The organism is Oleomonas cavernae (assembly GCF_003590945.1).
In the GTDB taxonomy this organism is placed as follows: domain Bacteria; phylum Pseudomonadota; class Alphaproteobacteria; order Zavarziniales; family Zavarziniaceae; genus Zavarzinia; species Zavarzinia cavernae.
This window is the reverse complement of sequence record NZ_QYUK01000008.1, coordinates 592085-616111: the sequence shown is the minus strand read 5'-3', so window position 1 is coordinate 616111 and position 24027 is coordinate 592085. Positions and strand designations below refer to the sequence as shown.

General features: G+C 66.9%; 41 protein-coding genes. All 41 read left to right on the top strand.

Annotation, left to right across the window (positions count from 1 at the left end; all coding sequences use genetic code 11):
- Window positions 1-82: 82 nt before the first annotated feature.
- The 41 genes from D3874_RS03215 (at window position 83) to D3874_RS03030 (ending at window position 24020) form a co-directional block, all read left to right on the top strand.
- On the top strand, window positions 83-2137 hold the full coding sequence (locus D3874_RS03215) for a Mu transposase C-terminal domain-containing protein (protein ID WP_158595805.1): 2055 nt from the start codon (window positions 83-85) through the stop codon (window positions 2135-2137).
- 58 nt (window positions 2138-2195) lie between these two features.
- Window positions 2196-2933, top strand: a complete 738-nt coding sequence (locus D3874_RS03210) for an AAA family ATPase (RefSeq protein WP_158595804.1) — start codon at window positions 2196-2198, stop codon at window positions 2931-2933.
- Window positions 2933-3577 carry a hypothetical protein gene (locus D3874_RS03205; RefSeq protein ID WP_147385501.1) on the top strand — a complete coding sequence of 215 codons (645 nt, stop codon included), beginning with the start codon at window positions 2933-2935 and terminating at the stop codon, window positions 3575-3577. Before D3874_RS03210 ends, D3874_RS03205 begins: the two co-directional genes overlap by 1 nt.
- Window positions 3574-3963 carry a transcriptional regulator gene (locus D3874_RS03200; protein ID WP_119776412.1) on the top strand — a complete coding sequence of 130 codons (390 nt, stop codon included), beginning with the start codon at window positions 3574-3576 and terminating at the stop codon, window positions 3961-3963. Before D3874_RS03205 ends, D3874_RS03200 begins: the two co-directional genes overlap by 4 nt.
- Complete coding sequence (locus D3874_RS03195) at window positions 3950-4207, top strand: hypothetical protein (protein ID WP_147385500.1); 258 nt, start codon at window positions 3950-3952, stop codon at window positions 4205-4207. Before D3874_RS03200 ends, D3874_RS03195 begins: the two co-directional genes overlap by 14 nt.
- On the top strand, window positions 4204-4503 hold the full coding sequence (locus D3874_RS03190; RefSeq protein WP_119776407.1) for a hypothetical protein: 300 nt from the start codon (window positions 4204-4206) through the stop codon (window positions 4501-4503). Before D3874_RS03195 ends, D3874_RS03190 begins: the two co-directional genes overlap by 4 nt.
- A complete protein-coding gene (locus D3874_RS03185; RefSeq protein ID WP_119776404.1) occupies window positions 4500-4724 on the top strand; it encodes a hypothetical protein in 225 nt (74 codons plus the stop codon). Before D3874_RS03190 ends, D3874_RS03185 begins: the two co-directional genes overlap by 4 nt.
- On the top strand, window positions 4721-4990 hold the full coding sequence (locus tag D3874_RS03180; protein WP_147385499.1) for a hypothetical protein: 270 nt from the start codon (window positions 4721-4723) through the stop codon (window positions 4988-4990). Before D3874_RS03185 ends, D3874_RS03180 begins: the two co-directional genes overlap by 4 nt.
- Window positions 4991-5093: 103 nt before the next feature.
- A complete protein-coding gene (locus tag D3874_RS03175) occupies window positions 5094-5714 on the top strand; it encodes a DUF3164 family protein (RefSeq protein ID WP_119776399.1) in 621 nt (206 codons plus the stop codon).
- 9 nt (window positions 5715-5723) lie between these two features.
- Window positions 5724-6062, top strand: a complete 339-nt coding sequence (locus D3874_RS03170) for a hypothetical protein (RefSeq protein ID WP_119776397.1) — start codon at window positions 5724-5726, stop codon at window positions 6060-6062.
- Entirely contained in the window at window positions 6055-6330 is a 276-nt protein-coding gene (locus D3874_RS03165) for a DUF2312 domain-containing protein (RefSeq protein WP_119776395.1), read from the top strand. The genes D3874_RS03170 and D3874_RS03165 overlap by 8 nt, the downstream gene beginning before the upstream one ends.
- Window positions 6331-6389: 59 nt before the next feature.
- The gene (locus D3874_RS03160) at window positions 6390-6734 is read left to right on the top strand and encodes a hypothetical protein (protein WP_147385498.1); all 345 of its coding nucleotides are present in this window, start codon (window positions 6390-6392) and stop codon (window positions 6732-6734) included.
- A complete protein-coding gene (locus tag D3874_RS03155; protein ID WP_119776390.1) occupies window positions 6731-7048 on the top strand; it encodes a hypothetical protein in 318 nt (105 codons plus the stop codon). The genes D3874_RS03160 and D3874_RS03155 overlap by 4 nt, the downstream gene beginning before the upstream one ends.
- An 11-nt stretch (window positions 7049-7059) precedes the next feature.
- On the top strand, window positions 7060-7995 hold the full coding sequence (locus D3874_RS03150; RefSeq protein ID WP_119776387.1) for a hypothetical protein: 936 nt from the start codon (window positions 7060-7062) through the stop codon (window positions 7993-7995).
- On the top strand, window positions 7992-8252 hold the full coding sequence (locus D3874_RS03145) for a hypothetical protein (RefSeq protein ID WP_119776384.1): 261 nt from the start codon (window positions 7992-7994) through the stop codon (window positions 8250-8252). The genes D3874_RS03150 and D3874_RS03145 overlap by 4 nt, the downstream gene beginning before the upstream one ends.
- Window positions 8249-8506 carry a hypothetical protein gene (locus D3874_RS27795; RefSeq protein WP_147385497.1) on the top strand — a complete coding sequence of 86 codons (258 nt, stop codon included), beginning with the start codon at window positions 8249-8251 and terminating at the stop codon, window positions 8504-8506. The genes D3874_RS03145 and D3874_RS27795 overlap by 4 nt, the downstream gene beginning before the upstream one ends.
- Complete coding sequence (locus D3874_RS03140) at window positions 8499-9218, top strand: DUF7168 domain-containing protein (RefSeq protein ID WP_119776381.1); 720 nt, start codon at window positions 8499-8501, stop codon at window positions 9216-9218. Before D3874_RS27795 ends, D3874_RS03140 begins: the two co-directional genes overlap by 8 nt.
- Complete coding sequence (locus D3874_RS03135) at window positions 9215-9859, top strand: FaeA/PapI family transcriptional regulator (protein ID WP_119776379.1); 645 nt, start codon at window positions 9215-9217, stop codon at window positions 9857-9859. The genes D3874_RS03140 and D3874_RS03135 overlap by 4 nt, the downstream gene beginning before the upstream one ends.
- On the top strand, window positions 9856-10503 hold the full coding sequence (locus tag D3874_RS28340; RefSeq protein WP_158595803.1) for a regulatory protein GemA: 648 nt from the start codon (window positions 9856-9858) through the stop codon (window positions 10501-10503). Before D3874_RS03135 ends, D3874_RS28340 begins: the two co-directional genes overlap by 4 nt.
- Entirely contained in the window at window positions 10500-10679 is a 180-nt protein-coding gene (locus D3874_RS03125) for an MbcA/ParS/Xre antitoxin family protein (protein ID WP_119776376.1), read from the top strand. The genes D3874_RS28340 and D3874_RS03125 overlap by 4 nt, the downstream gene beginning before the upstream one ends.
- Window positions 10676-11206 (top strand): hypothetical protein, encoded by a 531-nt coding sequence (locus D3874_RS03120; RefSeq protein WP_119776374.1) that lies wholly within the window; start codon window positions 10676-10678, stop codon window positions 11204-11206. The genes D3874_RS03125 and D3874_RS03120 overlap by 4 nt, the downstream gene beginning before the upstream one ends.
- Window positions 11203-11718, top strand: a complete 516-nt coding sequence (locus D3874_RS03115) for a hypothetical protein (RefSeq protein ID WP_119776371.1) — start codon at window positions 11203-11205, stop codon at window positions 11716-11718. Before D3874_RS03120 ends, D3874_RS03115 begins: the two co-directional genes overlap by 4 nt.
- 33 nt (window positions 11719-11751) lie before the next feature.
- Complete coding sequence (locus tag D3874_RS03110) at window positions 11752-12222, top strand: cell wall hydrolase (RefSeq protein WP_147385496.1); 471 nt, start codon at window positions 11752-11754, stop codon at window positions 12220-12222.
- A gap of 10 nt (window positions 12223-12232) precedes the next feature.
- Entirely contained in the window at window positions 12233-12814 is a 582-nt protein-coding gene (locus tag D3874_RS03105; protein ID WP_147385495.1) for a hypothetical protein, read from the top strand.
- 24 nt (window positions 12815-12838) lie between these two features.
- Window positions 12839-13030: a TraR/DksA C4-type zinc finger protein gene (locus D3874_RS03100; protein WP_233559805.1), complete on the top strand. Its 192-nt coding sequence runs from the start codon at window positions 12839-12841 to the stop codon at window positions 13028-13030.
- Entirely contained in the window at window positions 13030-13389 is a 360-nt protein-coding gene (locus tag D3874_RS03095) for a DUF2730 family protein (protein WP_158595802.1), read from the top strand. Before D3874_RS03100 ends, D3874_RS03095 begins: the two co-directional genes overlap by 1 nt.
- Window positions 13386-13697, top strand: a complete 312-nt coding sequence (locus D3874_RS03090; protein ID WP_119776361.1) for an ArsR family transcriptional regulator — start codon at window positions 13386-13388, stop codon at window positions 13695-13697. The genes D3874_RS03095 and D3874_RS03090 overlap by 4 nt, the downstream gene beginning before the upstream one ends.
- A gap of 9 nt (window positions 13698-13706) precedes the next feature.
- The gene (locus D3874_RS28335; RefSeq protein WP_158595801.1) at window positions 13707-14012 is read left to right on the top strand and encodes an ArsR family transcriptional regulator; all 306 of its coding nucleotides are present in this window, start codon (window positions 13707-13709) and stop codon (window positions 14010-14012) included.
- 4 nt (window positions 14013-14016) lie between these two features.
- Window positions 14017-14577 carry a DUF3486 family protein gene (locus D3874_RS03085; protein ID WP_158595800.1) on the top strand — a complete coding sequence of 187 codons (561 nt, stop codon included), beginning with the start codon at window positions 14017-14019 and terminating at the stop codon, window positions 14575-14577.
- Entirely contained in the window at window positions 14574-16247 is a 1674-nt protein-coding gene (locus D3874_RS03080) for a terminase large subunit domain-containing protein (protein WP_158595799.1), read from the top strand. The genes D3874_RS03085 and D3874_RS03080 overlap by 4 nt, the downstream gene beginning before the upstream one ends.
- A gap of 4 nt (window positions 16248-16251) precedes the next feature.
- A complete protein-coding gene (locus D3874_RS03075) occupies window positions 16252-17721 on the top strand; it encodes a DUF935 domain-containing protein (protein ID WP_119776356.1) in 1470 nt (489 codons plus the stop codon).
- Complete coding sequence (locus D3874_RS03070) at window positions 17711-18958, top strand: PBECR2 nuclease fold domain-containing protein (RefSeq protein ID WP_119776353.1); 1248 nt, start codon at window positions 17711-17713, stop codon at window positions 18956-18958. The genes D3874_RS03075 and D3874_RS03070 overlap by 11 nt, the downstream gene beginning before the upstream one ends.
- Before the next feature lie 122 nt (window positions 18959-19080).
- Window positions 19081-19869, top strand: a complete 789-nt coding sequence (locus D3874_RS03065; protein ID WP_119776351.1) for a phage virion morphogenesis protein — start codon at window positions 19081-19083, stop codon at window positions 19867-19869.
- Complete coding sequence (locus tag D3874_RS03060; protein ID WP_119776349.1) at window positions 19866-20969, top strand: peptidase; 1104 nt, start codon at window positions 19866-19868, stop codon at window positions 20967-20969. The genes D3874_RS03065 and D3874_RS03060 overlap by 4 nt, the downstream gene beginning before the upstream one ends.
- 16 nt (window positions 20970-20985) lie before the next feature.
- Window positions 20986-21345 carry a DUF2190 domain-containing protein gene (locus tag D3874_RS03055; RefSeq protein WP_233559804.1) on the top strand — a complete coding sequence of 120 codons (360 nt, stop codon included), beginning with the start codon at window positions 20986-20988 and terminating at the stop codon, window positions 21343-21345.
- 11 nt (window positions 21346-21356) lie between these two features.
- Entirely contained in the window at window positions 21357-22292 is a 936-nt protein-coding gene (locus tag D3874_RS03050) for a major capsid protein (RefSeq protein ID WP_119776344.1), read from the top strand.
- Entirely contained in the window at window positions 22292-22720 is a 429-nt protein-coding gene (locus tag D3874_RS03045) for a hypothetical protein (RefSeq protein ID WP_119776342.1), read from the top strand. Before D3874_RS03050 ends, D3874_RS03045 begins: the two co-directional genes overlap by 1 nt.
- A complete protein-coding gene (locus D3874_RS27790; protein WP_147385494.1) occupies window positions 22686-22901 on the top strand; it encodes an Acb2/Tad1 domain-containing protein in 216 nt (71 codons plus the stop codon). The genes D3874_RS03045 and D3874_RS27790 overlap by 35 nt, the downstream gene beginning before the upstream one ends.
- Entirely contained in the window at window positions 22898-23323 is a 426-nt protein-coding gene (locus D3874_RS03040; RefSeq protein ID WP_119776339.1) for a gp436 family protein, read from the top strand. The genes D3874_RS27790 and D3874_RS03040 overlap by 4 nt, the downstream gene beginning before the upstream one ends.
- Window positions 23320-23751 carry a phage tail terminator protein gene (locus tag D3874_RS03035; RefSeq protein WP_119776337.1) on the top strand — a complete coding sequence of 144 codons (432 nt, stop codon included), beginning with the start codon at window positions 23320-23322 and terminating at the stop codon, window positions 23749-23751. Before D3874_RS03040 ends, D3874_RS03035 begins: the two co-directional genes overlap by 4 nt.
- On the top strand, window positions 23751-24020 hold the full coding sequence (locus tag D3874_RS03030) for a hypothetical protein (protein ID WP_119776335.1): 270 nt from the start codon (window positions 23751-23753) through the stop codon (window positions 24018-24020). Before D3874_RS03035 ends, D3874_RS03030 begins: the two co-directional genes overlap by 1 nt.
- The last annotated feature ends 7 nt before the right edge of the window (window positions 24021-24027 follow it).

The following is a 24027-nucleotide window of genomic DNA, read 5'->3' as shown; positions in this document are numbered from 1 at the left end:
AGCAGGTTGGGCCTATTCCGAACAGACCCTTCCCACCGGCAACCGGCGCCGTATTTACGACGTAAAGGCTCTGCCCGCAGATGTGCGTGACGCCCTCACGTCGGCGGCGCTGCGGCGGGTGGGGGCCGATCTGGCCCTTAAGCTGGCCCCGCCGGTCCCAGCCGCGGTTCTAGGCGAACTCTCCGCCGGGCCGAAGGCGGCGCAGCGGCGCGACGTGAAGGTCGCGATCTTCGAAGCCTATGAGCGGTTCCGGGCGAGCCTGGGCTATACCGATCGCAAGGCTTGGCCGGTGTTCGCCGCCTTCTACATCCATGCCGTGGCGGCCGTTAAAATGACTTTAGCGGTCGATGGCCCCGAGGCGATCTCAAAGCTGCCTAAATGGGTCTTCGAAGCCCATCCGAAGATGTCCGCGGCCACGATCCGGCGCATCTGCGAACACATCCGCAAGGGCCAGGTCGCGCGCCTGGCTGGCGCCTATCGCAACCGCGCCGGCAGCGGCGTGCTGGATCGGGGTGCCGCCGGCGAGATCAAGACCGCCATCCTGGCCATGATCACGATGCAGCCGCACCTGTCGATCGAGACCCTGCGCACCCAGATCGTCGCCCGGTTCGGGATCGAAGTCGAATGGGCCACCAACCAGGGCGAGCTGACCAAACGGGCGCCGTTGCCGGGCCTGCGCCAGTTTCAGCGGTACGTCGACCGTCTGAAGGAAGACCATGCCGGCCTGATCCTGCGCGAGACCAACCCCGACGCCTGGAAGGGCCGCAATCGCTTCGCCTTCGGCACACAGCCGACCGGAAAGGGCCTCAACGATATCTGGCTGATCGACGCCAGTCCGGCCGACATCCTACTGCTCGACGGCCGTCACTCGGTCTATGTGCTGCTCGACCTGTGGTCGCGGCGAATGATGGTGTTGGTGACCAAGACACCGCGGGCCGAGGCCGTCGTCGCGCTGCTGCGGGCGGCGATCCTGGCCTGGGGCGTTCCCAACGAGGTGAGGACCGACAACGGGTCGGACTTCCTGGCCATGCGGGTGCGGGGCGTGCTTCGCATGCTCAAGATCGAGCACGACGTCGCGCGGGCCTACACCCCCGAAGACAAGGCCCATGTCGAGCGCGCGATCGGCACCCTGCAGCACAATCTGATGCCTCAGTTGCCCGGCTTCATCGGGCACAACGTGACCGACCGCACCGCGATCGAGAACCGCAAGAGCTTCGCCGCCCGCCTGGGCGAAACCCCCGAAGAGACCTTCTGCGTCGAACTCGACCAGGCGCGCCTGCAGGGCCGGATCAACGACTGGGTCGAGATCTACTACGACCGCGACGAACATGGCGGCTTGAACGGCCTGTCTCCCTTTGCGCAGGCCGCGAGTTACACCGGTACCGTGCGGCGGGTCGAGAGCGAGCGCGCCCTCGACATGCTGTTGATGGAGCTGCCGGGCGGCGAGGGCTTCCGCAAGGTCAGCAAAAAGGGCATTCGCCTGGAAAACGCCTCCTTCTGGGGGCCAGGGCTGGAAGTCGGCCACAAGGTTCGAGTCCGCCTGGATCCGGTCGATATGGGCCGGGTCTACGTCTACACGGCCGACGACGACGCCTTCGTCTGCGTGGCCGAGAACCCCGAACGCCTGGGCATCGACAGGGCCAAGATGGCGGCCCGCGCCAAGGCCGTACAGGCCGAGAAAATCAAGCTGGAACGTGCCGCCCTACGTCGCTCCAAGGCGGGCTTCAAGAAGGATCTGCTGGAAGCCACCCTCGACGCCGCTCGCGAACGGATGGCCCCAGTCGTGGCCTTCCCGCGCCCGACCGAAACCTACACCACCCCGGCACTGGCCGCCGCGGCTGACGCGGCGGGCGAAGCGCCGGCACCGGCCCCGGTCGTTGCCGTGCAACCCCTGGCGCCCGCCCAGATCATCAGCCTCGGCCGGTCGCCCACGGCGATCGATGCCGAGCAGGACGCCAAGCACCGCCGCTATGCGGAGTGGAAGGCCCTTAGCGCGCGGATCGCGGCCGGCGAGGAACTCAACGAAGGCGATGCCCGGTGGCACCTGCGCTACGGCCGCGACGCCGAGTGCAGAGCCCTGGTCTTGATCGAGCGTCTCGAAGCGGAGGGGAAGGTAACCGGCAGCCGGTCGGCATGAACAACCCCGCCCGATGGCAGTCGGACGGGGTCAGGTATTCAACTCAGGAGATCAGAACGTGACACGACACGCGAATATTGGCAAGCCGGCGGCAGCGATGCTGCACAACGTAGGCGCCCTGCTTGAGGCGATCGAGCGCCTTCAGGGCCGCGCCGAACACCTGCCGGGCCTGGGCTGCATGTTTGCCCCCAGCGGCTTTGGTAAGACTGTAGCCTGCGCGACCGCGGCGGCGAACAAGGGCGCGATCCATATCGAGGCCCGCTCGTCCTGGGGCAAGCGCGAGTTTCTGGAAACCGTTGCCCTGTCTCTCGGCGTCATGCCGGGAAGGACCATCGCGAGGACGGCCCAAGCGGTCGGAGACCACCTGCGCGAATACCAGCCGGTGCTGCTGATGGACGAGGCCGATATCCTCGTTGAGAAAGGCATGATCGAGCTGGTGCGCGAACTGCACATGGTCAGCGAGACGCCGATCATCCTGGTCGGCGAGGAGGCCCTTCCCAACAAGCTGAAGCGGTTCGAGCGCGTCCACAACCGGGTGCTGGCCTGGGTACCCGCACAGCCCGCCAATCTGGCCGATGCCCGCCAATTGGCCGAGATGTATGTCGACGGGATCGAGGTCGCCGACGATCTGCTGAGTTACATCGTCACCGAGCGCCGGGGCCGCATCCGCAAGATCGTCACGAACCTGGAACAGATCCAGATCACGGCCGACCGGGAGCGCGTTACCAAGGCCACCCGCGCGTGGTGGGCCGACCGCAGCCTCGACACCGGCGAAGCCCCGACCAGGCGGCTGTGATGGCGAAGACGACACCCATGGCGCTCAAGCGCGTCAATCTTCGCGGCCGGAAGAGCCCAGCGGCCCTGGCGGCGAACGATCGTCGACCGCCGAGGGAGATCATCTGGGCAAAGATCCGCCAGCTGCAGACCTTCACCATCGACCAGGTTGCGACGCCGGCTCGCGTAGACCGCTCGTCGGCCCGCACCTTCGTGTTCGGCCTGGAGAAGGCGGGCTATCTCGTTCGGCTTGACCCTAACCCCGACACCAAGGAACTGCGCTTCCAGCTTGCCAAGGACGCCGGCGCCGCCGTGCCGCGCATTGGCAAGGACGGTGAGCGCGTCACCCAGGGTGATCTGCGTGCCGCGGCTTGGCGGGCAATGCGCTCGCTCAAGGTGTTCACCATCCGCGATCTGCATGTCACCAGCGGGATCTCTGAAACCGACGCCAAGAGCTACATCAACTACCTGGTGAAGGCAGGCTTTCTCGCTTATCGGCTCAAGAGCAAGCACGCCGGCCAGGTGTCCAGGCTGGCCTTCATCGAGAGCCGCTTCACCGGGCCGAAGGCGCCCCAGGTGACCAGCATCAAGGTCGTGTTCGACCCGAACGTCGGCGAAGTCGTCTGGCCGATTGTCGGCCAGGACGCGATCGAGGTGGCGCCGTGACCGCCCGCGTGAAGATCTCGGCCGCCCAGGCCGCGCGCGAGGCCTGGGGCACCGAACTGCCCCGCTGGGTCCAGGTCCTGGCGGCGGAGGCAGACGCCACCACCGAGAAGGCGACGGCCATCCGCATCGGCTATGCCGCCTCTGTCGTCTGGCAGGTCATCCGCCGCGACTACAAGGGCAGTTATCCCAACGTCGAGAGCGCCGTGCGTGCCGCGCTGATGCGCGACACCGTGATCTGCCCCGTGCTGGGCGAGATCGCCGGCGACAAGTGCCTGTCCCACCAGAACCGCACCCGCCGCCCAGTCAATACGACCGAGGTCAAGCTGTCGCGCCGGTGCCCCACATGCCCCAACCGCAAGCAGGGAGGTAGCAATGTCGCTAAGTGACGATATCCGTAAGGTTGCAGGATTTCTCGACCCGAAGCACCCGTCGCAGTACGGCGCAGGGATGCGCCTGGAAACCGCCATCACCCTGGTCGAGATCATGACCTATTGGGCCGACCAGGTGCAGGCGCTGGAGTCGCCCATGCCGCCTGCGCTGCTGGCGCTCGACGCGAAGGTCACCAGCATGGCCGAGATCCGCAGTCGGGTGTCGACGCGCCTTCGGTTGATCCGCGGGGGTGCAGTATGAACGCCGCAACCCTTATCGCCGTCCAGTCGGACGGCCATGTGACCTGGGGGCTCCCGCCAAAGGGCGCACTGGTCATCGCCTCCGCCACCAAGTGGGTTCTGGGCAAGAATTGTGTCGAGGCCTGCGGGCGGTCGCGCCCGCCGTTTTCGCGGCAATACGACGTGCCGGGCGTGCCCGAGGCCAAGGATCGGGATGAGGCCATGCTCGCCATTGGCCGCTGGCAGGCGAAGATTGAGCGCTATCCAGGCATCGAGATCTACCCCTGCCCCTACATCTACGAGGGAGCGGCGGCATGAGCCTGCGAGCCAATTGGGTCTCCGCCGGTGACCGAGCGCTGAGCGCTGGCGCCGAAATCGTGACCGTCCGCAACCGGGAGGGCATCGACCCATTCACGGGCTGCGCCATCTGGCGCTGCACCACCGAGACCGGAAGCTACTTCGTCTGCGAATGCCAGCTCCTGCCGCTGCGGCCGGGCGTGCTGCTCGCCAGCCTGGTCGCCGAGGGGGGCCGGGCATGACTGAAATCGTATCAATCACATCCGACCAGGCCGCAAGGGGATCGGCCTTGTGCGCAAAACATGTGATCCAGCTTCGCTCGGCCTTCGTGGCCCAGGGCATCCCCGCAGGGATGCTGGTGCTGCAACTTGCCGACCTGGTGGGATACCTGTCGGCTCGTGCCGCAGGCCCTGAGCCCGGAGACCCAGCCAGCCTCCTAGCGGCCGTGCAATACGAACTCCAGGCCGGGTTCGACCGCGGACTGCGCAAGCGGGCGGCCAGCGCATGACCGGCCTCGCCCTCCTCGCCCTGTCGGGCGCCTTCACCGCCCCGGCGCGCCGCCGCCGGGGCCTGTTCGACCGTCTCTCGAAATACCTTCGGAGGATCCTTTGATGACCGATATCGCCCCCGACACCAGCCAAATGATGAAGGACAAGCGAGGACGCTATGTGCCGATCGCCAACGTCCGGCAACAGGACGTCTTGGAAGACGACCTGGTCAAGGAAATGGTCGCCAAGGCCGACAAGGCCTCGGCCAGCCTGGTTGCCCTGCGCAATGACCTGCGCAGTGACATCGCCGCGTTCATCGACTTGCTCGGCGAGAAGTACGGTGTCGCGCGGGGTGGCCCCAAGGGCAATATGACCCTGCAGAGCTATGACGGCACGCTGAAGGTGGAGATCTCTGTCGGGGACTTCGTCGAGTTCGGGCCGACCCTGCAAGTCGCCAAGGCGCTGATCGACAAATGCCTGACGACCTGGTCGGAAGGCGCTCACCCCGATCTGCAAAACTTCGTGACCAGCGCCTTCGAGGTCAACAAGCAGGGCCGGCTCGACCCGCAGCGCATCCTCGATCTGCGCCGGTTCAACATCGCCGACGAGACCTGGCAGGCGGCGATGAAGGCGATCGACGACAGCATCCGGGTCACGCGCACCAAGGAATACATCCGTCTCTATCGCCGGCCGGCGCACGACCAGAATTTCGAGCAGATCCCGCTCGACCTGGCGCGGGTCTGAGGCACGGCCATGCGCGTCACCGCCCTCGACATGATCAGCAGGGACGCCCGCCGGCGTCTGCTGCTGCTCGCCGAGGCGATCGGTGACGTCGCACAACGCGTGGCGGCGGAGCAGGTGTCCCACGTCATGCGGCAGGGCGATGCCCCGTCGCGCGCGGTGACCATGCTGGGCCGCCTGGCCGAGGCCCGGCTGCCGCGCCGCAAGGCGATCGAGAAGCTGGCCGGCCAATGGCTTGAGATGGTGCGGGACAACCCCGCCCTGCTGGCCCCCTACGAGCACGAAATCGCGACCCGCCAGGCGCTCTTGGAAGCTGCCGGTCGGCCCTATCACGAGGTGGAACATGGCTAGTTTGGGGCACAACGTCGTCGGCATCGCGGGCGATCAGCTTCGCCGGTTCGTCGAGCGCATCGAGCGGCTGGATGGCGAGATCCACGCCCTGAATGCCGATAAGGCCGAGGTCTATTCGGAGGCCAAGGGTAACGGCTTCGATACCAAAATCATCCGCCAGGTCATCCGCCTGCGGAAGATCGACAAAGCCGAGCGCCAGGAGATGGACGCCATCCTCGACCTCTACCTCGAAGCCTTGGGCATGAAGGCCCCGGCAGGTGACGAATGACCGCGCCTCTCGCGCGTGCACGTGCACGCGAGGCAGGGCGCCCCTACCAGGAGGTGAACATGGTTGACAGGAAAGTGCCCCTAACGGTCGATCAGGCCAGGGATATGGGCTGGGCCCGCGCGGCCGACACTACGCTGCGCGACGAGGATCATGTCCTCTATCGCAGCGTGGCCGATGCCCGGCTGGCGCGCGTCGATGTCTACATGGGCGCGGGCATCCACTACCGGTACATCGGCTTGTATTTCGTCGTGATGGGCCTTCCCTGGCGTTACTCGCACATCGAGCCGGCAGTGGGCGCTCTCGAAATGCTGGATCGCGAGGCCGGCGCGCTCGAAGCCGACCGGCAGGCCTCCATCGATGTCACCGCCACCGGCCCCGAGCCGATCGCGCCGAGGGAGGCATGACCGTGCGCCCCGTTGCCGAGGACGTCCTCGAACTGGATGCCGCCACCCGCGCCTGGGACGTGGCGACAGCCCACCTGTCCCGCGGCATGGGCAAAGCCGCCAGGCGCCGCATTGCGCAGGCCGGCGACCAATTGCGCGCCAGTGCCGGCCGGCTCGCCATCGTCGAGCGGGTGACCGGCCTCGACGCCTCGCCCCAGGCCGCCCGAGCGGCAATGGAAACCCTGGTGTCGCTGATCGTCAGCACCGGGGCGATCCCTTGGCAGGATCTCGTCGAAATCGTGAACGACCGGGCGCGCCGCGCGCCCGACCGCTGAAGGAGGGACCGATGGAAATCGACGCATCCGCCCTGCGTTCGGGCAATGCCTACCTGGTCGCCCAGGGCATGATGGCCGTTGCCCTTGTCGGCCTGGTGGGCGCCTGGCTGCAACTGCCTGTGGAGGTGCCGCCCGAAGCGGTCGACCAGCCCGATGACGATCAGGTGACCGAGCGGGTGCGCCGCTCGGTGATGTGGCGGGCTGTCGGCGTCGCCTTCAAGGCGCTGGATATCGAGCTGGCGACGGGCCTCTCCCGCGACCAGGTCCACGGCGCGTTGCGTGTGCTGAGCGAGCGCGGCCTGGTCCAGGCCGGGGGGACTGCCTCCACCCGGCGCTATCGCCGGCTTGACGCGGCGCCAGAGCAGAATTTGAAACCCGGTGGGGCCGTGGTGCCCGTCGCCGGTGGGGCGGTCGAGGTGAAGTCAGTAGGGGCAGGTCAGCGTGCTGCCCCGAATGCGGAGCCCAAGGCGCGGCCGGCCGCGCGAACGGCCGCCCCGAAAAAATTCCGCAGCTGGACCGAGGCCGAAGACTTGCAGCTTCGCAACCTGGCGGCCAAGGGCCTGACCCAGGCGCAGATCGGCACCAAGCTGCGCCGTCCGGCGACCAGCGTGGCATCCCGGCTCAAGCTGCTGGCCACCCGCCCGACAAAGCAACCCGCCGCGCCCGTGCGCATCGTCTCCGCGCCATTCGTGCCGCCCCCGCCGACACCGATCGTCGACAAGAAGGATCCCGATGCGGACCTGGTCGCCGCGGCCATCGCCGATGGCAAGGTCACGGTCTGCCCGCCCGCCTATGTCGGCGTGGTGCAGGGCGGCGAGCGGCTGAATGTGCCGGTGCTGGACGACGATGGCAGTTGGAGCGTCCACAAGGGCGCCGTCGACCGGATGAAGGCGCGCCGGGCTGAGCAGATGCGCCGCTTCAAGGCGACGCGGGGAGACAAGTCATGACCAGCCACATCCCACCCCAAATGCAGCGCGGCGACGTGTGCGCCCGTGCTGGCCATCCGGTGACGGCAAACCCCTATCAGCCCAACACCGCGGCCTATTTCCAGTGGCACGCCGATTGGCACGACTTCCTGGCCCGGTGCCCCAAGACGCCGCAACAGCGGCAGGACCGGTCGAAGTTCGAGAAGCTCGCCACGATGTATCGCCGGCAGGCGAGCGCGGCGGCTCTGACCGATACCCATGGGGAGGCAGGCCGATGAACCATGTGTTGCCCCTCAATGGATCCAAGACCCGCCCTCTTTCCAGTTATGCAACTGCCGAGCTGCGGAACATCGCTGTCGCACCCGTGCCCCGCTGCTCGGTCAATCCCGGCGTCGTCAACCGCCTGCTGCGCGGGGGGCTTGTGGAGATCGTCCTCCGTCCGTCCCCATTTCGGCGCCGTGCCAGCGTGATGATCGAGCATCTCAAGATCACGGCGGCAGGCAACGAGATGCTGGAGGTCGGCCATGAGTAACCTGGAAGGCATCAAGGCGAAGATCCGCGCCCTGCGGTCCAAGACGATGGCCAACGGCTGCACCGAGGCGGAGGCGTCGGCCGCGATGCAGAAGGCGGCGGCGCTGATGGCGACCTATGGGGTCGACGCCGAAGGCGCCGAGATCATGAGCAGCGCGCCGATCGCGCTGACAAGGGCCCGGTACCTTTTCCCCTACAGCTTGCTGTGGCACGCAATCGAGGATGTCTGCCGAGCCAGCAGTAGCTGGAAGGCCGTCCGGCGCGGCAAGGGCTGGGAGTATCGCCTGGTGTTCGCCGCGCGTGAGCCCGACATGCTCATGGCCGAGTATCTGTACGAGGTGCTGGATCGGGCGATCAGCCGTGTCTGCGCCGATTTTCGTAAGGACAAGACCTGGCGCCTGAAACGTTCCCGCAAAACCCGCGACCTTGCGATGGAAGCCCACATGACCGGCTTCTGCCTGCGCCTGTGGGAGCGCATGAATTCGATCTTTGCGGCGCGCCTGGTGAGGCCCGAGGTCACTGTCCCCGATACCGCCACGGCCGAGCCGCGCGCCTTGAGCAAGAAGGAAAAGCGTGCCGCGAAGCGGATCGATCAGATCTTCAATCACGCGGGCTACAGCCAGGGCATTAAGGCAGCCGAAGGTGTCCATCTGTCCGAAGCGATGACGGGTGGCCAGGCCGAGGGCCCGGCGCTGATCGGAGGTGGAAAATGACCGCTTCCGCCCCCAATTTCTCTCGCCTCCTGATCCAGGTGCTGTCGACCGGCATGGGGCCTGCAACGACCTGCTACCTGCGCGGCCATCTTCGGCGCCAAGGCCATCAACTGACCTCGGCCCAGGCCCGGGCGGCACTGCGCAAACTCGAAGCGGCCGGGGAGGTCCGGCGGTCGCCGGCATCCAACGCGGCGTCGGCCCTATGGGAGGTGGTCAATCTCCCAGGCTCGGCTCGGCGTTGCCCGCGGTGCCTGTCGCTCCGCACCCATACCGTCACCTTCGACCAGGGGGGCTTCTACAAGGGCCGCCAGATAACCGGCTGCGTCGATTGCCGGTCGCTGTGGGAGCCGCTGCCGGAAGGGTATCGCGCCTTCGAGGCCCAATGGCCGTTCGAGAAGCCCTGCGACAACTGCGCGTTTCGCAAAGGCTCGCCGGAACAATCCGATCCCGAGACCTGGGCGCAGGTCATGGCGAACGTGAAGGCGTTTGCCGGCTTCTATTGCCACAAGGGCGTGCCGCTCTCGAAGGGCGACGACGTCGGCTTCGCCTATCCCAAAAAACCCGATGGGACCTACGACGCGCGCGCCATGCGCACGTGCCGCGGCTACCTCAACGCAATGGGGAAGGAACTGAAGTCATGAAGGGCGCTCACAACCCCGACGCCCGCAAGCGGCTGATCGCGGCGGTGCATGCCGAGGCCAAGCGGCAGGGCCTGGACGACGAGCTGCGCCGGGAGGTGATCTTCCAGGCCACCGGCAAGCGTTCATCCGCCGAGTTGACGAACAACGAGCTGGGCAAGGCCCTGGACGCCATCAAGGGGCGCTCAGGCGCGCGCGCCAGGGCACCGAAGGGCCGTGCCCTGGCCGACAGCGCCCACGCGCGCAAGATCCGCGCCCTGTGGCTCTCCCTGTGGGCGCTGGGCGCCGTCGACGATGCCAGCGAGGGGGCGATCGCCTCATTCGCCGAGCGCCAGTGCGGCGTCCAGGCACTGCAATGGGTGTCGGCGCACGACGCCAGCCGGATCATCGAGGCCCTGCGCGCCTGGTGCGAGCGCGAGGGCTTTAAGGTCAAGCCCGGCGTCGATACCGAGGAAGCCAATCGCCTGCTGGTCACCGCGCAGATGGCAAAGCTGATCGCCCTGGCAGAACAGGGGGCAATCGACAGTGCCGACGTAACGCTGGTCTGGGGAACCGCCAGCGTCCGAGAGGCGCGCAAGGAACAAGTCGCCACGATCATCCGCGGCTATGGCGACCTGATCCGCAAGGCAAAGAGAGGCCAAGCATGATGTTCGAGGTGATGGCCCGGCTGCTGGAGATCTACACGGAGGCCGAGGCCAAGCTGTGGCTGGTCTCGCCCCACCCCCAACTCGATGGCCAGTTGCCCGTCGACTTGATCGAGCAGGGCAAAAGCGCTGAGGTCGTCCAAGTGATTGACCGAATTTTGCATGGTGCCTACCTATGAAACCCTTTCCGACCCATCTTCAAGAGCCCTTCGAAGCCTTCTGGCAGGTCTTCCCGCGGCGGCCCCAGGACCGGCCCGGCAAGGCCCGTGCGGCCTTCGCCAAGGCCGTGGCCGCCGGTGTAGACCCCCACTTTCTGGCCAGGGCCGCCGCCCGATATGCTGCCGAGTGCAAGCGCCTGAAATCAGAGCCGCTGTTCCTGCCGCTGGTCTCGACCTGGCTGAACGATGCCGGACACGAAAGTTACCCCGACCCGGTCGAGCGTCACCTCACGATCGACAAGTCGGCCAGCCAGGATCCGCTCTACGACCGCCTGATGGCGGCTGGGATAGAGGAAGCCTCTGCCCGCGCCTGGTTCGGTCATTCCCAGTTCGCCGTCGAGAAACGCGACGGTGTCCCGACCCTGATCGTCCGGGCCGCCAACAAGTTCGTGGCGGACACCATCCGAGAGCGGTGGGACGCCGAAGTGCGCCAGGCCTGGCAAGTGAAGCGCGTCATCTACGACTGGCCGGGAGGCGGGAAGTCATGAGCCCAGACTGGTATCCCAAGCCTGAGACCCTGCCGGGTGTGCTCAAACTGGTCGCCACCCTGGCCGGCGTCGACGTTGCCCTTGCCTTCGGCGAGCGGCACGGCGGCCAGCAGAAGTACATTCCCGAACCCGACACCATCGATCGGGCGCATTGGCTGGCCCAGGCGCTGGGGGTGAAGGCCGCCCGCTTGTTTGCCGCCCATCATCGTGGCGAGAGCATGGTGATCCCATCCGCCAAGACCGAGCGCAATGCCGTCTCGGTGCGGCGCCTGTGGGCGGACGGCAAGTCGATCAACGAGATCGTCGCCGAGACCCACCTGTCGCGCGGCCTGGTCAAGCGCCTGACGGACGGCATCGTGAAGGGCAATGGCGGCCCGCCGATCGAGGACCAGGCACCCCACTGCCCGGTGTGCGGCCACAAGCACCGGGCCAGAAAACCCGCCGCCGCCAGCTCCAGCCAGTTGTGCTTCGGCTTCATCGCCCAGGCCTCCGGGGTCATTCCATCGGTCTGATCACGCCTGCCCGCACGCGTGAAACTGCGGGCCATGCCAAACGCACCCAAGCCCACACCGGTCATTGCCACCGCCTTCGACGTCGATGTTTTCGCCCGAACGATCTTCGGCGAGGCCCGCGGCGAGACCATGCAGGGGCAGATCGCCGTCGCCAATGTGATCTTGAACCGTGTTCGGATCGCCCAGGCGTATTTCACCAAGAACGGCAAGAGCCACCCGCTCTACGGCTCGGGCACGATCGGCAGCGCCTGCAAGGCCCGTCTGCAGTTCAGCTGCTGGAACCAGGGCGATCCGACCTACCGCGCCGTGGTGGCGGCGAACCTGGATGATGCCCGGCTGCAGCGCGCGACCTGCGCCGCCTTGATGGTGTTGCACGGCCAGGCCGCCGACAACACCTCGGGCTCGACCCACTACCACACCCCGGCGGTCTCCCCGCCCTGGAGCCGGGGCAAGACACCGCTCTGCACGATCGGCGGGCACCTGTTCTTCAACGATATCGACTGAAGGAAAACCAATGCGGTTTCTTCGCCTTGTCCTCGCTGCCGCCGCCGTTCTCGTGGCGGCTGGTTCCATGACCTCGATCGCCGAGGCGTCCCCGTTCGTGGCGCCCACCGTCGTCACCGTGGCCCCGGCCGACTTCGAGCTGAAGCCGGCCCTGGCCGATGAGGCCGACGTCGTGCTCGTTCCTGCCACATTCGTGTCGCAGGCCTATGCCGCGGACGGCTCGACCGCCATCGACTTCCAGCCGTCCGTGACCGAGGCGATCGGCCTGGCGCTGGCTGCCCTGGTCGGGCTGGGCGTCAAGCTGTTGGCCGGTTGGCTCAAGCTCAAGAGCGACGATGTGGTGCGCCAATATCTCTACCAGGGCGCCTATGCCGCGATCGACCTGGCCAAGGCCCGAAGTAGTCAGATGCTCGACGGCAAGTTGACCGTGGAAGTCAAGGAAGGCCTGGCGGCCGATGCGGCGAAGATCCTGGCGCAGAAGTTCCCCGACGCCGTGAAGCGCTTCGCCCTGGATCACGAAGACCTGCACGAGATGGCGTTGGCTCGCATCGATCAGCCCTTCCTGCTGCCGGCCGGCACCGTCCAGCCCTGACCTGGTGTGGCGGTGGCTGATGCGATGGACCTGGCACAGCGCCGGGCCGAGATCCTGAGTGACGAGGCGCTCGATGCGCATCGTCGCCGGGTGATCGGCCCCGAGCACCGTTGGTGCGTCGACTGCGGGGAAGAGATCCCTGAAGACCGGCGCCGGGCGGTTCCCGGAACGATGCGGTGCATCGAATGTCAAACGCGAGCCGAGCGGAGACGGTGATGGATTGGGTGCGTGAATGGTGGGGGGTAATCGCTTTCGGCATCGCGGGGGCGCTGACCGTTCTCGGCTGGGCGATCCGCAAGGGGCTGGCGTCGAAGGAGGACCTGGAGAAGGTGGAGAAGGCCCTGCTTTCGAAGCTCACCACGACCAACAGCGAAATGGCGACGCTGGGCAGCCGTACCTTGCTGATCGAGAACGAGCTGAAACACCTGCCGTCCAGCGACGACATTTCCGAACTGCGCGCCGAGATCTCCGGGCTGAGCGGCAAGATGAGCGGGGTGGCCCAGGAGCAGTCGGCCCAGCGCGCCACCCTCAGCCGGATCGAGGATCACCTGCTGGCCAATAGGGGACGGGCATGACCGATTACGCAGATGCCAATGCCCGGTCCCGCCGCCTGGCGCTGCTGCGGGTGCTGGCCGAGAACGAGGGCAGCGCCAACGAGAGCGTGATCAAGGTCGCCCTTGCCGCACTTGGCTTCCGGGGCCGCCTGGCCACCGACGATGCCGTGCGCAGCGACCTCGACATGCTCAAGGAAGCGGGTCTGATAGTGGACGAGTGGTACCAGGGTAGAGTGCGGATCGCCACGCTCACCAAGCGCGGTGTCTCCTTCCTGGCCCGCCAGGTCGATCCGGTGTCCGGCATCGAATACCCTTCCATGGGCGTGTGAGGTTTCGCAATGAACGATCTGCAGCGCATGGTAAGCACTCTTTGGCGCGAAGGCCTGAGGTTGTGCCTTCTCGACCTCCTTTGGCGGCTCCATGGCGCCAATGACTTCATGCTGGTCGACCTGGTCGCCCCCTATGGGTTCAAGGCAACCCGGGGAAATATCCGCGCCGAACTCTCGTTCCTCGAAAACGGTGGCATGGTCAGACTCGACCATCTCGGCGACCTCGTTGTTGTCCATCCAACAGAGCGTGGCTGCGAAGTCGCCGCCGGGCTGCTGGTTGTCCACGGTATCCGCCGCCCGGAACCGCGGGACTGAGCCCATGCCCCGTCCCTCGAAGATCGACCGCCTGCCGCCGGAGGTCCGCAACCGGATCGGCGCGCTGCGCCAGGCCGGTCATACGCTCGACGAGATCGTCGAACGGATCAACGAGGCACTGGGCACCATGGCCTCGGATCCGATCTCGCGATCTGCCATGGGCAGGCACCTGGCCGAGATGGACGAGCTGGGCAAGGAGATGCGGGCACAGCGGGCGATGGCCGAGGGGATCTTAGCGAAGTATGGCGACCAGCCCGACGACAAGCTGTTCCGCCTCAATTTGGAACTGATGCAAGGCCTGCTGTTCAAGTTCAGTCGCGCCGCCATGCAGGGCCAGGGCGTGGTGCTGGGGCCTGAAGAACTGCTGTTCGCGACCGGCGCGATGAAGAATATCGCGAGCGCCGCCAAGACCGATGCCGACCGTATTGAGAAGATCGAGAAGCGGGCGACCGAGAAGGCGAAGCGTGACGCCGTGAAGGCGGCCGAGGGCGTCATGAAGCAACGCGGCATGTCCCGCGATACGATCGACGAGATCAAGAAGCAGATCCTGGGTGTCGCCGCATGAGCCCGCCGGACGGCGGCCTGGGGCCGATCACCGACCAGGAGTGGGCAGAGCATCGGCGGATACAGACCCAGTCACTGCCCCCCATGCTGGTGGGCAAATCGCTGCCCGACGTGCTGCTGCCCAAGCAACAGGAACTGCTTCGGTCCACCGCCACGAATGCTCTGGTCGTATCGGACAAGTCGCGCCGCGTCGGCTTCACCTGGGCGGTGGGGGCCGATGCAGTCCTGACTGCCGGCGCCCAGCGCGCGGCCGGCGGCATGGACGTCCTCTATATCGGCTACAACCTCGATATGGCGCGGGAGTTCATCGACACTTGCGCCATGTGGGCCAAGGCCTTCATGCCCGGCATCACCGAGGTCGGGGAATTCCTGTTCCAGGACGTCGACAGCCACGGCGACCCGCGGACCATCCAGGCCTTTCGCATCGGCTTTGCGTCAGGCTACGAGATCGTCGCCCTCTCGTCCCGGCCGCGGTCGCTGCGTGGTCGCCAGGGCTATGTCATCCTCGACGAATTCGCCTTCCACGACGACGCTGCAGCCCTCCTGAAGGCGGCAATGGCGCTGTTGATCTGGGGCGGCAAGGTGCTGGTGATCTCGACGCACAACGGCGTCGACAACCCCTTCAACGAACTGATCAACGAGATCCGCGCAGGCAAGCGACCGGGCGCAGTCGTTCGGTGCACCTTCGATGACGCGATCGAGCAGGGCCTATACCAACGCGTCTGCCTGACACGGGGAATTGAATGGTCCCCGGAGGGCGAAGCCAAGTGGCGTGCCGAAATCTACAAGAGCTACGGCGCCGACGCCGACGAGGAACTGCGCTGCATCCCCAGCCAGGGTTCCGGCGTGGTGCTCACCCGAGCCCAGATCGAGGCCTGCATGGTGCCGGGCCTGCCGGTGCTGCGCCTGGAATGCCCGCCTGGCTTCGAGATGCAGACGAGGGAGGCTCGGGAGGCCTTTGCCGCGGCCTGGATAGCAGACCACCTGGCGCCCCTGGTCGAGACCTTGGATCCGCGCTGGCGCTACTCGGTGGGGCAGGACTTCGCGCGATCGGGCGCCGTCTCGGTCATCGTGCCACTCGCCGTCATGCAGGCGCTGCGCCGTCACGCGCCTTTCGTCATTGAAATGCGCAACGTGCCGTTCGACCAGCAGCGCCAGATCCTGTGGTGGCTGATCGACCATCTGCCCCGGCGCGGTGCGGTCAAGCTTGATGCCACCGGCAACGGTGCGCACCTGGGCGAGCTGACTGCCCAGAAGTACGGCTATTCGATCGTCGAGCCGGTCCACATGACCGAGGCCTGGTACCTGGAGAACATGCCCCGCATGGTGGCCGGCGTTGCCGACCGCGACGTCGACCTGCCGGCCGATGCCGACCACATCGACGATCTGCGCCAGATCAAGCTGGTCAAGGGTACGCCGCGCGTGCCTGAGGTCACCCACAAGGGCAGTGATGGCAAGGGCCGTCATGGCGACTTCGCGGTGGCCCTGGCACTGGCCTGGGCCGCCACGGTGGCCAATGTCGTCGACGGCGACGTGCTGCCGATCGGCGCGCCGCGGGCGAGCGCCGAAATGCTCGACGCCACCTTCGGTGCAGCTGACCGACCAGGCCTGCCCCGCGGCGACGCGTTTGGCGAATACGGCCTGCGCGCCGATTTCGACTATCTGAGGTGATGACATGGCCAATCCCACGACCCAGGAGATCGCCACCGTCGCCCGTGACCCGATGGTGCCGCAGTTCTCGACCACCATCGACCCGACCGACGCGACCATCATCGCGCGGGGCGGCGGCAAGGGCCTGGCACTCTATGACGAGATCAAGCGCGACCCGCATGCCTTCTCGGTCCTGCAGAAGCGCACCCTGGAGGTCACCTCGCGCGAATGGACGGTCATCGAGGCCTCCGACCGGCTGCGCGACAAGAAGGCGGCCGAGCTGGTCAAGCAGCAGCTCAAGGGCATCGGCTTTGATCGTCTGACCATGGGCCTGATGGGCGCGGTGCTGAAGGGCTATGCCGTCGCCGAGGCGATGTGGGAGAACCGCGGCGGTGTGTGGACGGTTGCCAGGACCAAGGTGCGCAAACAGCGGCGGTTCCGCTTCACGCCTGAAGGTGAGCCCCGCCTGCTTACCCGCGAGAGCGGCTTTGACGGCATCGAGCTGCCCGGCCGCAAGTTCGTGGTGCACCGCTACAACGTCGACCATGACGATGATGAGCCCTATGGTCTGGGCCTGGGCACGGTCCTGTTCTGGCCGGCCTGGTTCAAGCGTCAGGTGCTGGGCCACTGGCTCCAGGCGAGCGAGCGCTTCGCGGCGCCGACCGTGAAAGCCACCTATCCCGGCGGGTACGACAAGGAAAAGCAGGACAAGCTGCTCGCGTCGATCCGGGCCATGATCCGTGATGCCGGCATCGTCGTGCCCGAAGGCGTCGTGATCGAGCTGCTGGAAGCCGCGCGGGGCGGCGGCGGTGATACCCAGGAAGGCCTGGCCCGCTATCTCGACGAGCTGATGTCCGAGGCAGTGTTGGGCGAGACCCTGTCGACCAATTCGGGCGAGCGCGGTTCCCGGTCGCTGGGCGAGGTGCACAACGAGGTGCGCGTGGCGATTGCCAAGGCCGATGCCGACCTTGTCTCGAGCACGCTCAACGACACGCTGGTGAAGTGGATCGTCGAGGTCAACATGCCCGGCGCCGGTCTGCCCCAGGTCTGGCGCGACTTCTCGGAGGCCGAGGATCTGGATAAACGGGCGGCGCGCGACAAGACCATCTACGACATGGGCTACCGGCCCAAGGATGCCGAGTATATCAACGAGACCTACGGCGGCGACTGGGTCGAGAAGGAAGACGAGCCCGACGAAGACGACAGCCTGGTTGTGCCGCCGCCCCGGCCCGAGGCCGAGTTCGCCGACCCGCAGGAGGACGATGACCTGGCGCCGCTGGTCGACCAGCTCGACCAGGCCGCCGCCCCGGCGATCAGCGCGATGATCGCCAGGATCCGCGAGCAGGTCTTTGCCGCGGCCTCCTACGAGGACCTGGCCGAGCGCCTGCTGACAATCTTGCCGGATATCGACCCCTCCAACCTGGCCGAAGTGATGGAGAAGGCGATCACCGTCGCCGGCCTGGCCGGCCGCAACGAGGTCTCGAATGGCAATTGAAGGGGTCTCGCTGCCCTTCCAGGAGGCGATCGACTTCTTCCAGCGCAAGGTCGATCTGCCCACCCGGAAATGGGATGACCTGCGCCACCAGGCGCACGCCCGCGCCTTCTCGGTGGCCGGCGTCGTCCAGGCCGACATGCTGGCCGATTTTCGCGCCGCTGTGGACAAGGCGGTGACCAAGGGCGTCAGCCTGCAGGAGTTCCAGAAGGACTTCGACAACATCGTCGCCCGCACCGGCTGGCAGTTCTATGCCCGCGGCAAGACCGATGCCGAGCGCCGCGCCTGGCGCGCCAGGCTGATCTACAAGACCAACCTGCGCACGTCCTACATGGCCGGCCGCTACGCGCAGATGACCGACCCGGATGTGCTGAAGTACCGGCCCTATTGGCAGTACAGGCACAACGACAGCCGCTATCCCCGGCCGCACCACGTCGCCTGGAACGGCCAGTGCCTGGCGGCCGACGATCCCTGGTGGAAGACCCACTTTCCCCCCAACGGCTGGGGCTGCAACTGCGACGTCGTGGCCCTGAGCAAGCGGCAGCTGACGGCGCTGGGCAAGAGCGGGCCGGACAAGGCGCCCTACGAGCGGCCGATCGAGACGGTGGATCCGCGCACCGGCCAGCCCGAAACCCGCTATCCCGGCATCGACCGCGGCTGGGAATACAACGTCGGCGAGGCCTCGCTGAAGGGTGTGGTCCCCGTCGAGCTGCAGGCGCCGCTGTCGCCGCTGACGCCGCCGCCGGCACCGGCCAAGCTGCCGCTGCTGCGTCCAGCCCAGGCCGTGCCGGCGTCGCGCGTGCTGCCGGCCGGCCGGCCGGACCAGGAGTATGTCGAGAGCTTCCTCAAGGAATTCGGCGCCGACCTCGCGACACCGGTGGAGTGGCGCGACCCATCGGGCGGGATCATCGGCATCGACAAGTCGCTATTTGAACAGCGCGGCCCGAACGGTGCCGTCTATGGCTTCAAGTCGATGAAGCGCGACCGCGGGCTCTACACGCTGCTGCTGGCCGATGCGATCAAGGATCCCGACGAGATCTGGGCTGAATGGGTTGCGGTGGCCAGCGGGGTCGCCCTGCGCCGGTCCTACTTGAAGCGGGTGCTCCTGCCCAACGGCAAGACCCTGTTCGTGCGCTTCGAGTGGTCGCCGCGGGGCTGGTTCGGCATCACCGGCTTCGACACCACCGAAACCTATGTGGAGCAGTTCCGCCGTGGCGCTTTGCTCTATGCCAGCAAATAGAAAGAGCGGGGCCGGCCGACCGGCACCCGCTCATGTCCTGAAGCCTACGGAGGGCGTTCGGCGCCTCGGCCAGGACACCCACAACATAGGCCCGCTGGGCCGCCTTTGCAATGTGAGGGCACATGGCCGGCGCTAAGATCACCGTCGATGATTCGGCGATTATTGCCGCGCTGCAGGGCCTGATCGCGGCCGGCGAGCGGCCGGAACCCGCCCTGAAGAATATCGGCGAGCACCTACGCGAGAGCACGATCGCGCGCATCAAGGCCGAGAAATCGCCGGACGGCACGGCCTTCAAGCCCTTGAGCCCGGCCTATGCCAAGACCAAGAAGGGGCCGGGGATCCTGCGGGAGACCGGCACGCTGGCGCAGATCGTCTACCAGGCCGCCGACGGCCAGCTCGATGTCGGCACCAATGCGATCTACGCCGCCATCCACCAGTTCGGCGGCTCGGTGACCCGGCATGCCCGCAGCCGGCAGATGTCGTTCCGCACGGCTTCCGAGGGGGCCTTTACCAAAAAGGATGGCACCAAGGCCGGCTCGAAGCTGCGCTTCGCCGCGCCGGGCTCACCCGGCAGCAGTGCCAGGTGGGTGACGATCGGCGAGCACACCATCCCGATCCCGGCCCGGCCCTTCCTCGGGATCTCGGCCGAGGACAAGGTCGCGGTTTTGGAGATCCTGGGCGACTTCCTCGACCTGGCGTCGGGGGACAATCTGGCCCTTGAGGGCCGACCCCTCAAAAGCGGGTGCTACAGCGCCGGAAGCTGCCTGGCGCACCCTTGGGCCCTGAAAACTGTTTGCTCATCATTCGGGGGCATTCGGAAAGGCTTCGCGGGGCCATCCGGGGGCTCGGCTCGGGGGTCATTCCTTCGGTCTGATCGAGACGCCCCGCGCGGGCACGATCGGCCCCCATGAAGCCATTTCAAATCTTCCGCGCCGGCACCCATACCTCGAACGAGGGGGTGACCCTCGAATATGCCGAGGGCGACCTCGCCGTGATCGCCGATGCCTACGACCCGGCCAACCACCAGGCGCCGATCTGCGTCGGCCATCCCAAGACCGACGCGCCCGCCTATGGGTGGATCGGCGGCCTGGCCGTCGACGGCGACCGCCTGGTGGCGACGCCCACCGATATCGACCCCGCCTTCGCCGACCTGGTGAAGGCCAAGCGCTTCAAGACGATCTCGGCGGCGTTCTACACGCCCACCTCACCCAACAACCCCACCCCTGGCGGCTGGTACCTGCGCCACGTCGCTTTCCTGGGCGCCGCCGCCCCCGCCGTGAAGGGCCTCAAGCCCGTCGAATTCGCAGCCGGCGGCGACGGCGTGGTCACCATCGAATTCTCGGACTGGTCGACCTCGGCCACCGCCGGTACCGCGGCGCGTCTCTTCCGCCGCCTGCGCGACTGGATGATCGGCAAGGAGGGCTTGGCGAAGGCCGACGAAATCTTGTCCGAGTGGGAAATCCAGAGCCTGACCGAAACTGCCGTCGAAGCCCGGCCGGACCCGTCCCCTCTCTACACCGACCCCACCAAGGAGCCTGACATGACCGCTGCGAATGCAGCCGAACTCGAACGGCGCGCGGCCGAGCTTGCCGCAAAGGAGGCGAAGTTCGCCACCGATCAGGCGCAGTTTGCCGACAGCCAGGCCAAGGCCCGCGCCGAGGAAGACGCGGCCTTCGTGACGTCCGTCGTCGCCGCCGGCCGCCTGCCGATCGGCATGCAGGCTACTGCCACCGCGCTGTTCTCGCAGCTCGACGACGGCACGCTGTCCTTCGCCGATGGCGGGGAGACCAAGGCAAGCACCGGACGCCAGGCTTTTCGGGACCTGCTGGCAGGTCTGCCCCTGCCCGTCGTGACCAAGGAGATCGCCGGTGGCAAGGCCCACTCGGTCGACTTCGCCGACCCCGTCGCCATTGCCGGCGCCATCAACACCGAAATCGAGGACGCCAAGAAGAAGGGCGAGACGATCTCGCCTGCCGACGCCTTGGACCGTCTCAAGCAGAAGGGGGCCTGAGCCTATGGGCAAGCTCGTGAAAACCTACACCGCCGGCGGTGCCATCGCGCATCGCCGCATCGTCAAGTTCGGTGCCGCCGATGGCGCCGTGCTCCAGGCCACCGCGGCCACCGAGGGGCTGATCGGTGTGACCGACCATCCTGGCGGCGCGGCATCGGGCGAGCGTGTCGACGTGGTTCGCTCGGGTTTCACCGAGGTCGAATTCGGCGGCACCGTCACCCGCGGCGGCTACGTCACCGCCGACGTGGACGGCAAGGCCGTCGCGGCGGCCCCGGCGGCCGGCACCAACAACGGCGTCGTTGGCCGGGCCGAAGTATCGGCCGTCGCAGGCGATATCGCCCTCGTCTTCATCCTGCCCGCCCAGGTCCAGGGCTAAGGAGCTTCCACATGACCGGCTTTCCGTTTCCTGTCGATCCCGAGCTGACCGGGGTTGTCATCTCCTACGCCAATGGCGACCTGGTCGCCGATCGTGTGCTGCCGCGTATCAGCCCGCTTCTCAGCAAGCAGACCTTCGAATGGCTGAAGTTCGAGTTCGGCGAGCAGATCACCATCCCCGACACCACTGTCGGCCGCAAGGGCGAACCCAACGAGGTCGAATTCTCGGCCACCGAGGATACCTCGAAGACCATCGACTACGGCCTGGATGACGTGGTGCCGATCGACGACGTGAACAATGCCCCGGTGGGTTACAACCCGCTCTCGCACGCCGCCCAGGGTGTCATGGACCTGGTCCTGCTGGATCGCGAGCGCCGCGTGGCCAATTCCGTCTTCGCAGCGGCCACCTATCCGGTGGGCAACAAGGTGGTGCTGGCCGGTACCTCACAGTGGTCGCACGCATCGTCGGATCCCGTCGCGGCCATCACGGCCGCACAGGATGCGCTGATCATGCGGGCCAATGTGCTCGTGCTGGGCCGGCCCACGTGGACCGCCCTTTCGACCAACCCGGCGATCCTGAAGGCCGTGCACCGCAACGACGGTGACAAGGGCATTGCGACGCGCCAGGCCGTGGCGGATCTGTTCGAACTCGACGAGATCATCGTCGGCTCGGCCTTCGTCAATACCGCCAAGAAGGGCCAGGCGCTGGCCAAGGCTCGCCTCTGGGGCAAGCATGCCGCCCTGATCCGCCGCGACGGCCTTGCCAGCAACAAGAATGGCCGTGCCACCTTCGGCATGACCATGCAGTACGGCGGCAAGGTCGCGGGCCAGATCCCCGAGCCCAAGACCGGCCTGCGCGGCTCCATCCGCGTGCGTGCGGGCGAAAGCGTCAAGGAGCTGATCACGGCGCCCGACCTCGGCTACTTCTTCGAGAGCGCGGTGGCGTGATGAAGGTCCGCATCCTCCGCGACCTGCACTGTGACGGCAAGCTGTACGAGGCCGGCGGGAAGGTCATCGATCTTCCCGACGAGATCATCGCCGGCCTGCCCGATGGCGTCGTCGAGCTTACGGACGCGGGCAAAGGCGGGCCTGACCCCGCAAAGGCCCTCGTGGGCAGTTCGGTCCAGCCCTCGCACATCGATATCGGCGGTGCCCAAGTCCAGTTGGGTACCGTGGTGGTCCGCGCCCACCGCGACAGCGGACTGACGGTCGATGCGTGGAATGGCCTGCCTGACGACGATCGTGAGTCGCGCCTTGACGCCGCCATCGTGGCCATGCGTGCCGAAGCCGCCTCGAAGGGTTCGCAGAAGCCCGGCAAGCGCCCCGGCAGGGGGCCTGATCATGGCGGTCAACCCGTTCAAGGACTTCATTGGTAAGCGCGCGGTGCCGCCGGAAACCGAGCCGGTGGCCTTCTGCGTCCACGCCACATTCTACGCCGCCACCGCCCTCTGGGATCTGCTCGACGAGCTGCCCAACAAGGCCGAGGCCATCCTCGCTCAGCGGCGGCTTGAAGAGGCGGTCTTCTGGGCTACGCGTGCCGCGGGGCAGACCCCGTGAGCTACGCCACCCTCGATGACCTGGTCGAACGGGCCGGCGCAGCTGAGATCCTTCAGATCGCCGATCGCGACAACGACGACATCGCCGACCCCGCGGTGATCGCGGCGGCGATCGACACCGCTGGCCAGACCATCGACGCCTACCTCGCCATCCGATACCTCATGCCGTTGTCGACGGTGCCGAGCATCGTGCTCAAGTGGGCGGTCTCGATCGCCCGCTACCACCTGCACCGCGACGGCGCCCCCGATCATGTCGTGCGTGATTACAAGGATGCGCTGGCGGAATTGCGCGATGCTGCCGCCGGCCGCCTGTTGCTGCCCGATCTGGCGGGCATCACCCCCCAGGCGGGCACTGCGGGCGGTGTCCAGTATGCGGGGTCCGACCCCGTCTTCACGGACGCCAATCTGGAGGGTTTCCTGTGATCGGCGCCATCATCGACCGCCTGGTCGCCGCCGCGATGCCGCCCTTCATCGCGATCGAGGGAGCCGAGGCCCTTGAAGCGCTGGCCGCCGGCACCAAGCCGCGGCACGGCACCTGCTTCGTTCTGCCCTACGACGAGGCGGGCGAACCCAACACGCGCAGCACCGGCGCCCATAGCCAGCGCGTCCAGGTCGAATTCCTGACCGCCGTGGTGATCCGCCAATACGACGATGCCAAGGGCGGCAAGCGGATCTCGGCGGTCGATCAGTTTCGCGACGCGACCGAGGACGCCCTCGCCGGCTGGACCCCGGACGTGGAGCGCCACGCCCCGATCAATTTCGTCGCCTCCCGCTCGGCCCCGGCCGGCAACGGCGTCGTCTGGTTTGTTACGACCTGGTCGACCGACCGCTACATCCGAAAGGTCTCCTGATGTCCGACGAGACTCCCGCAACGCCGACCCAGGGTGGCCGCTATCGCGTCGACGATGGCGGCAAGCTGGTCCAGGTCGAAGGGCCGACCACGCCCAGCGCCGCAGGCCCGCGCAATGCGGACGGCAGCAGCGTCTACACCACCGACAAGTTCAAGCCGGCGGCGCCGGTAGTCCCCGATACCCCGCGAGCCGAGCAGGTCGATGGAGAGGGTGGCGATCCGGTCACCCTCTCGCCGCCCCCGCCGCCCTCGCTCAAGCCCAAGCGTTAAGGAGACC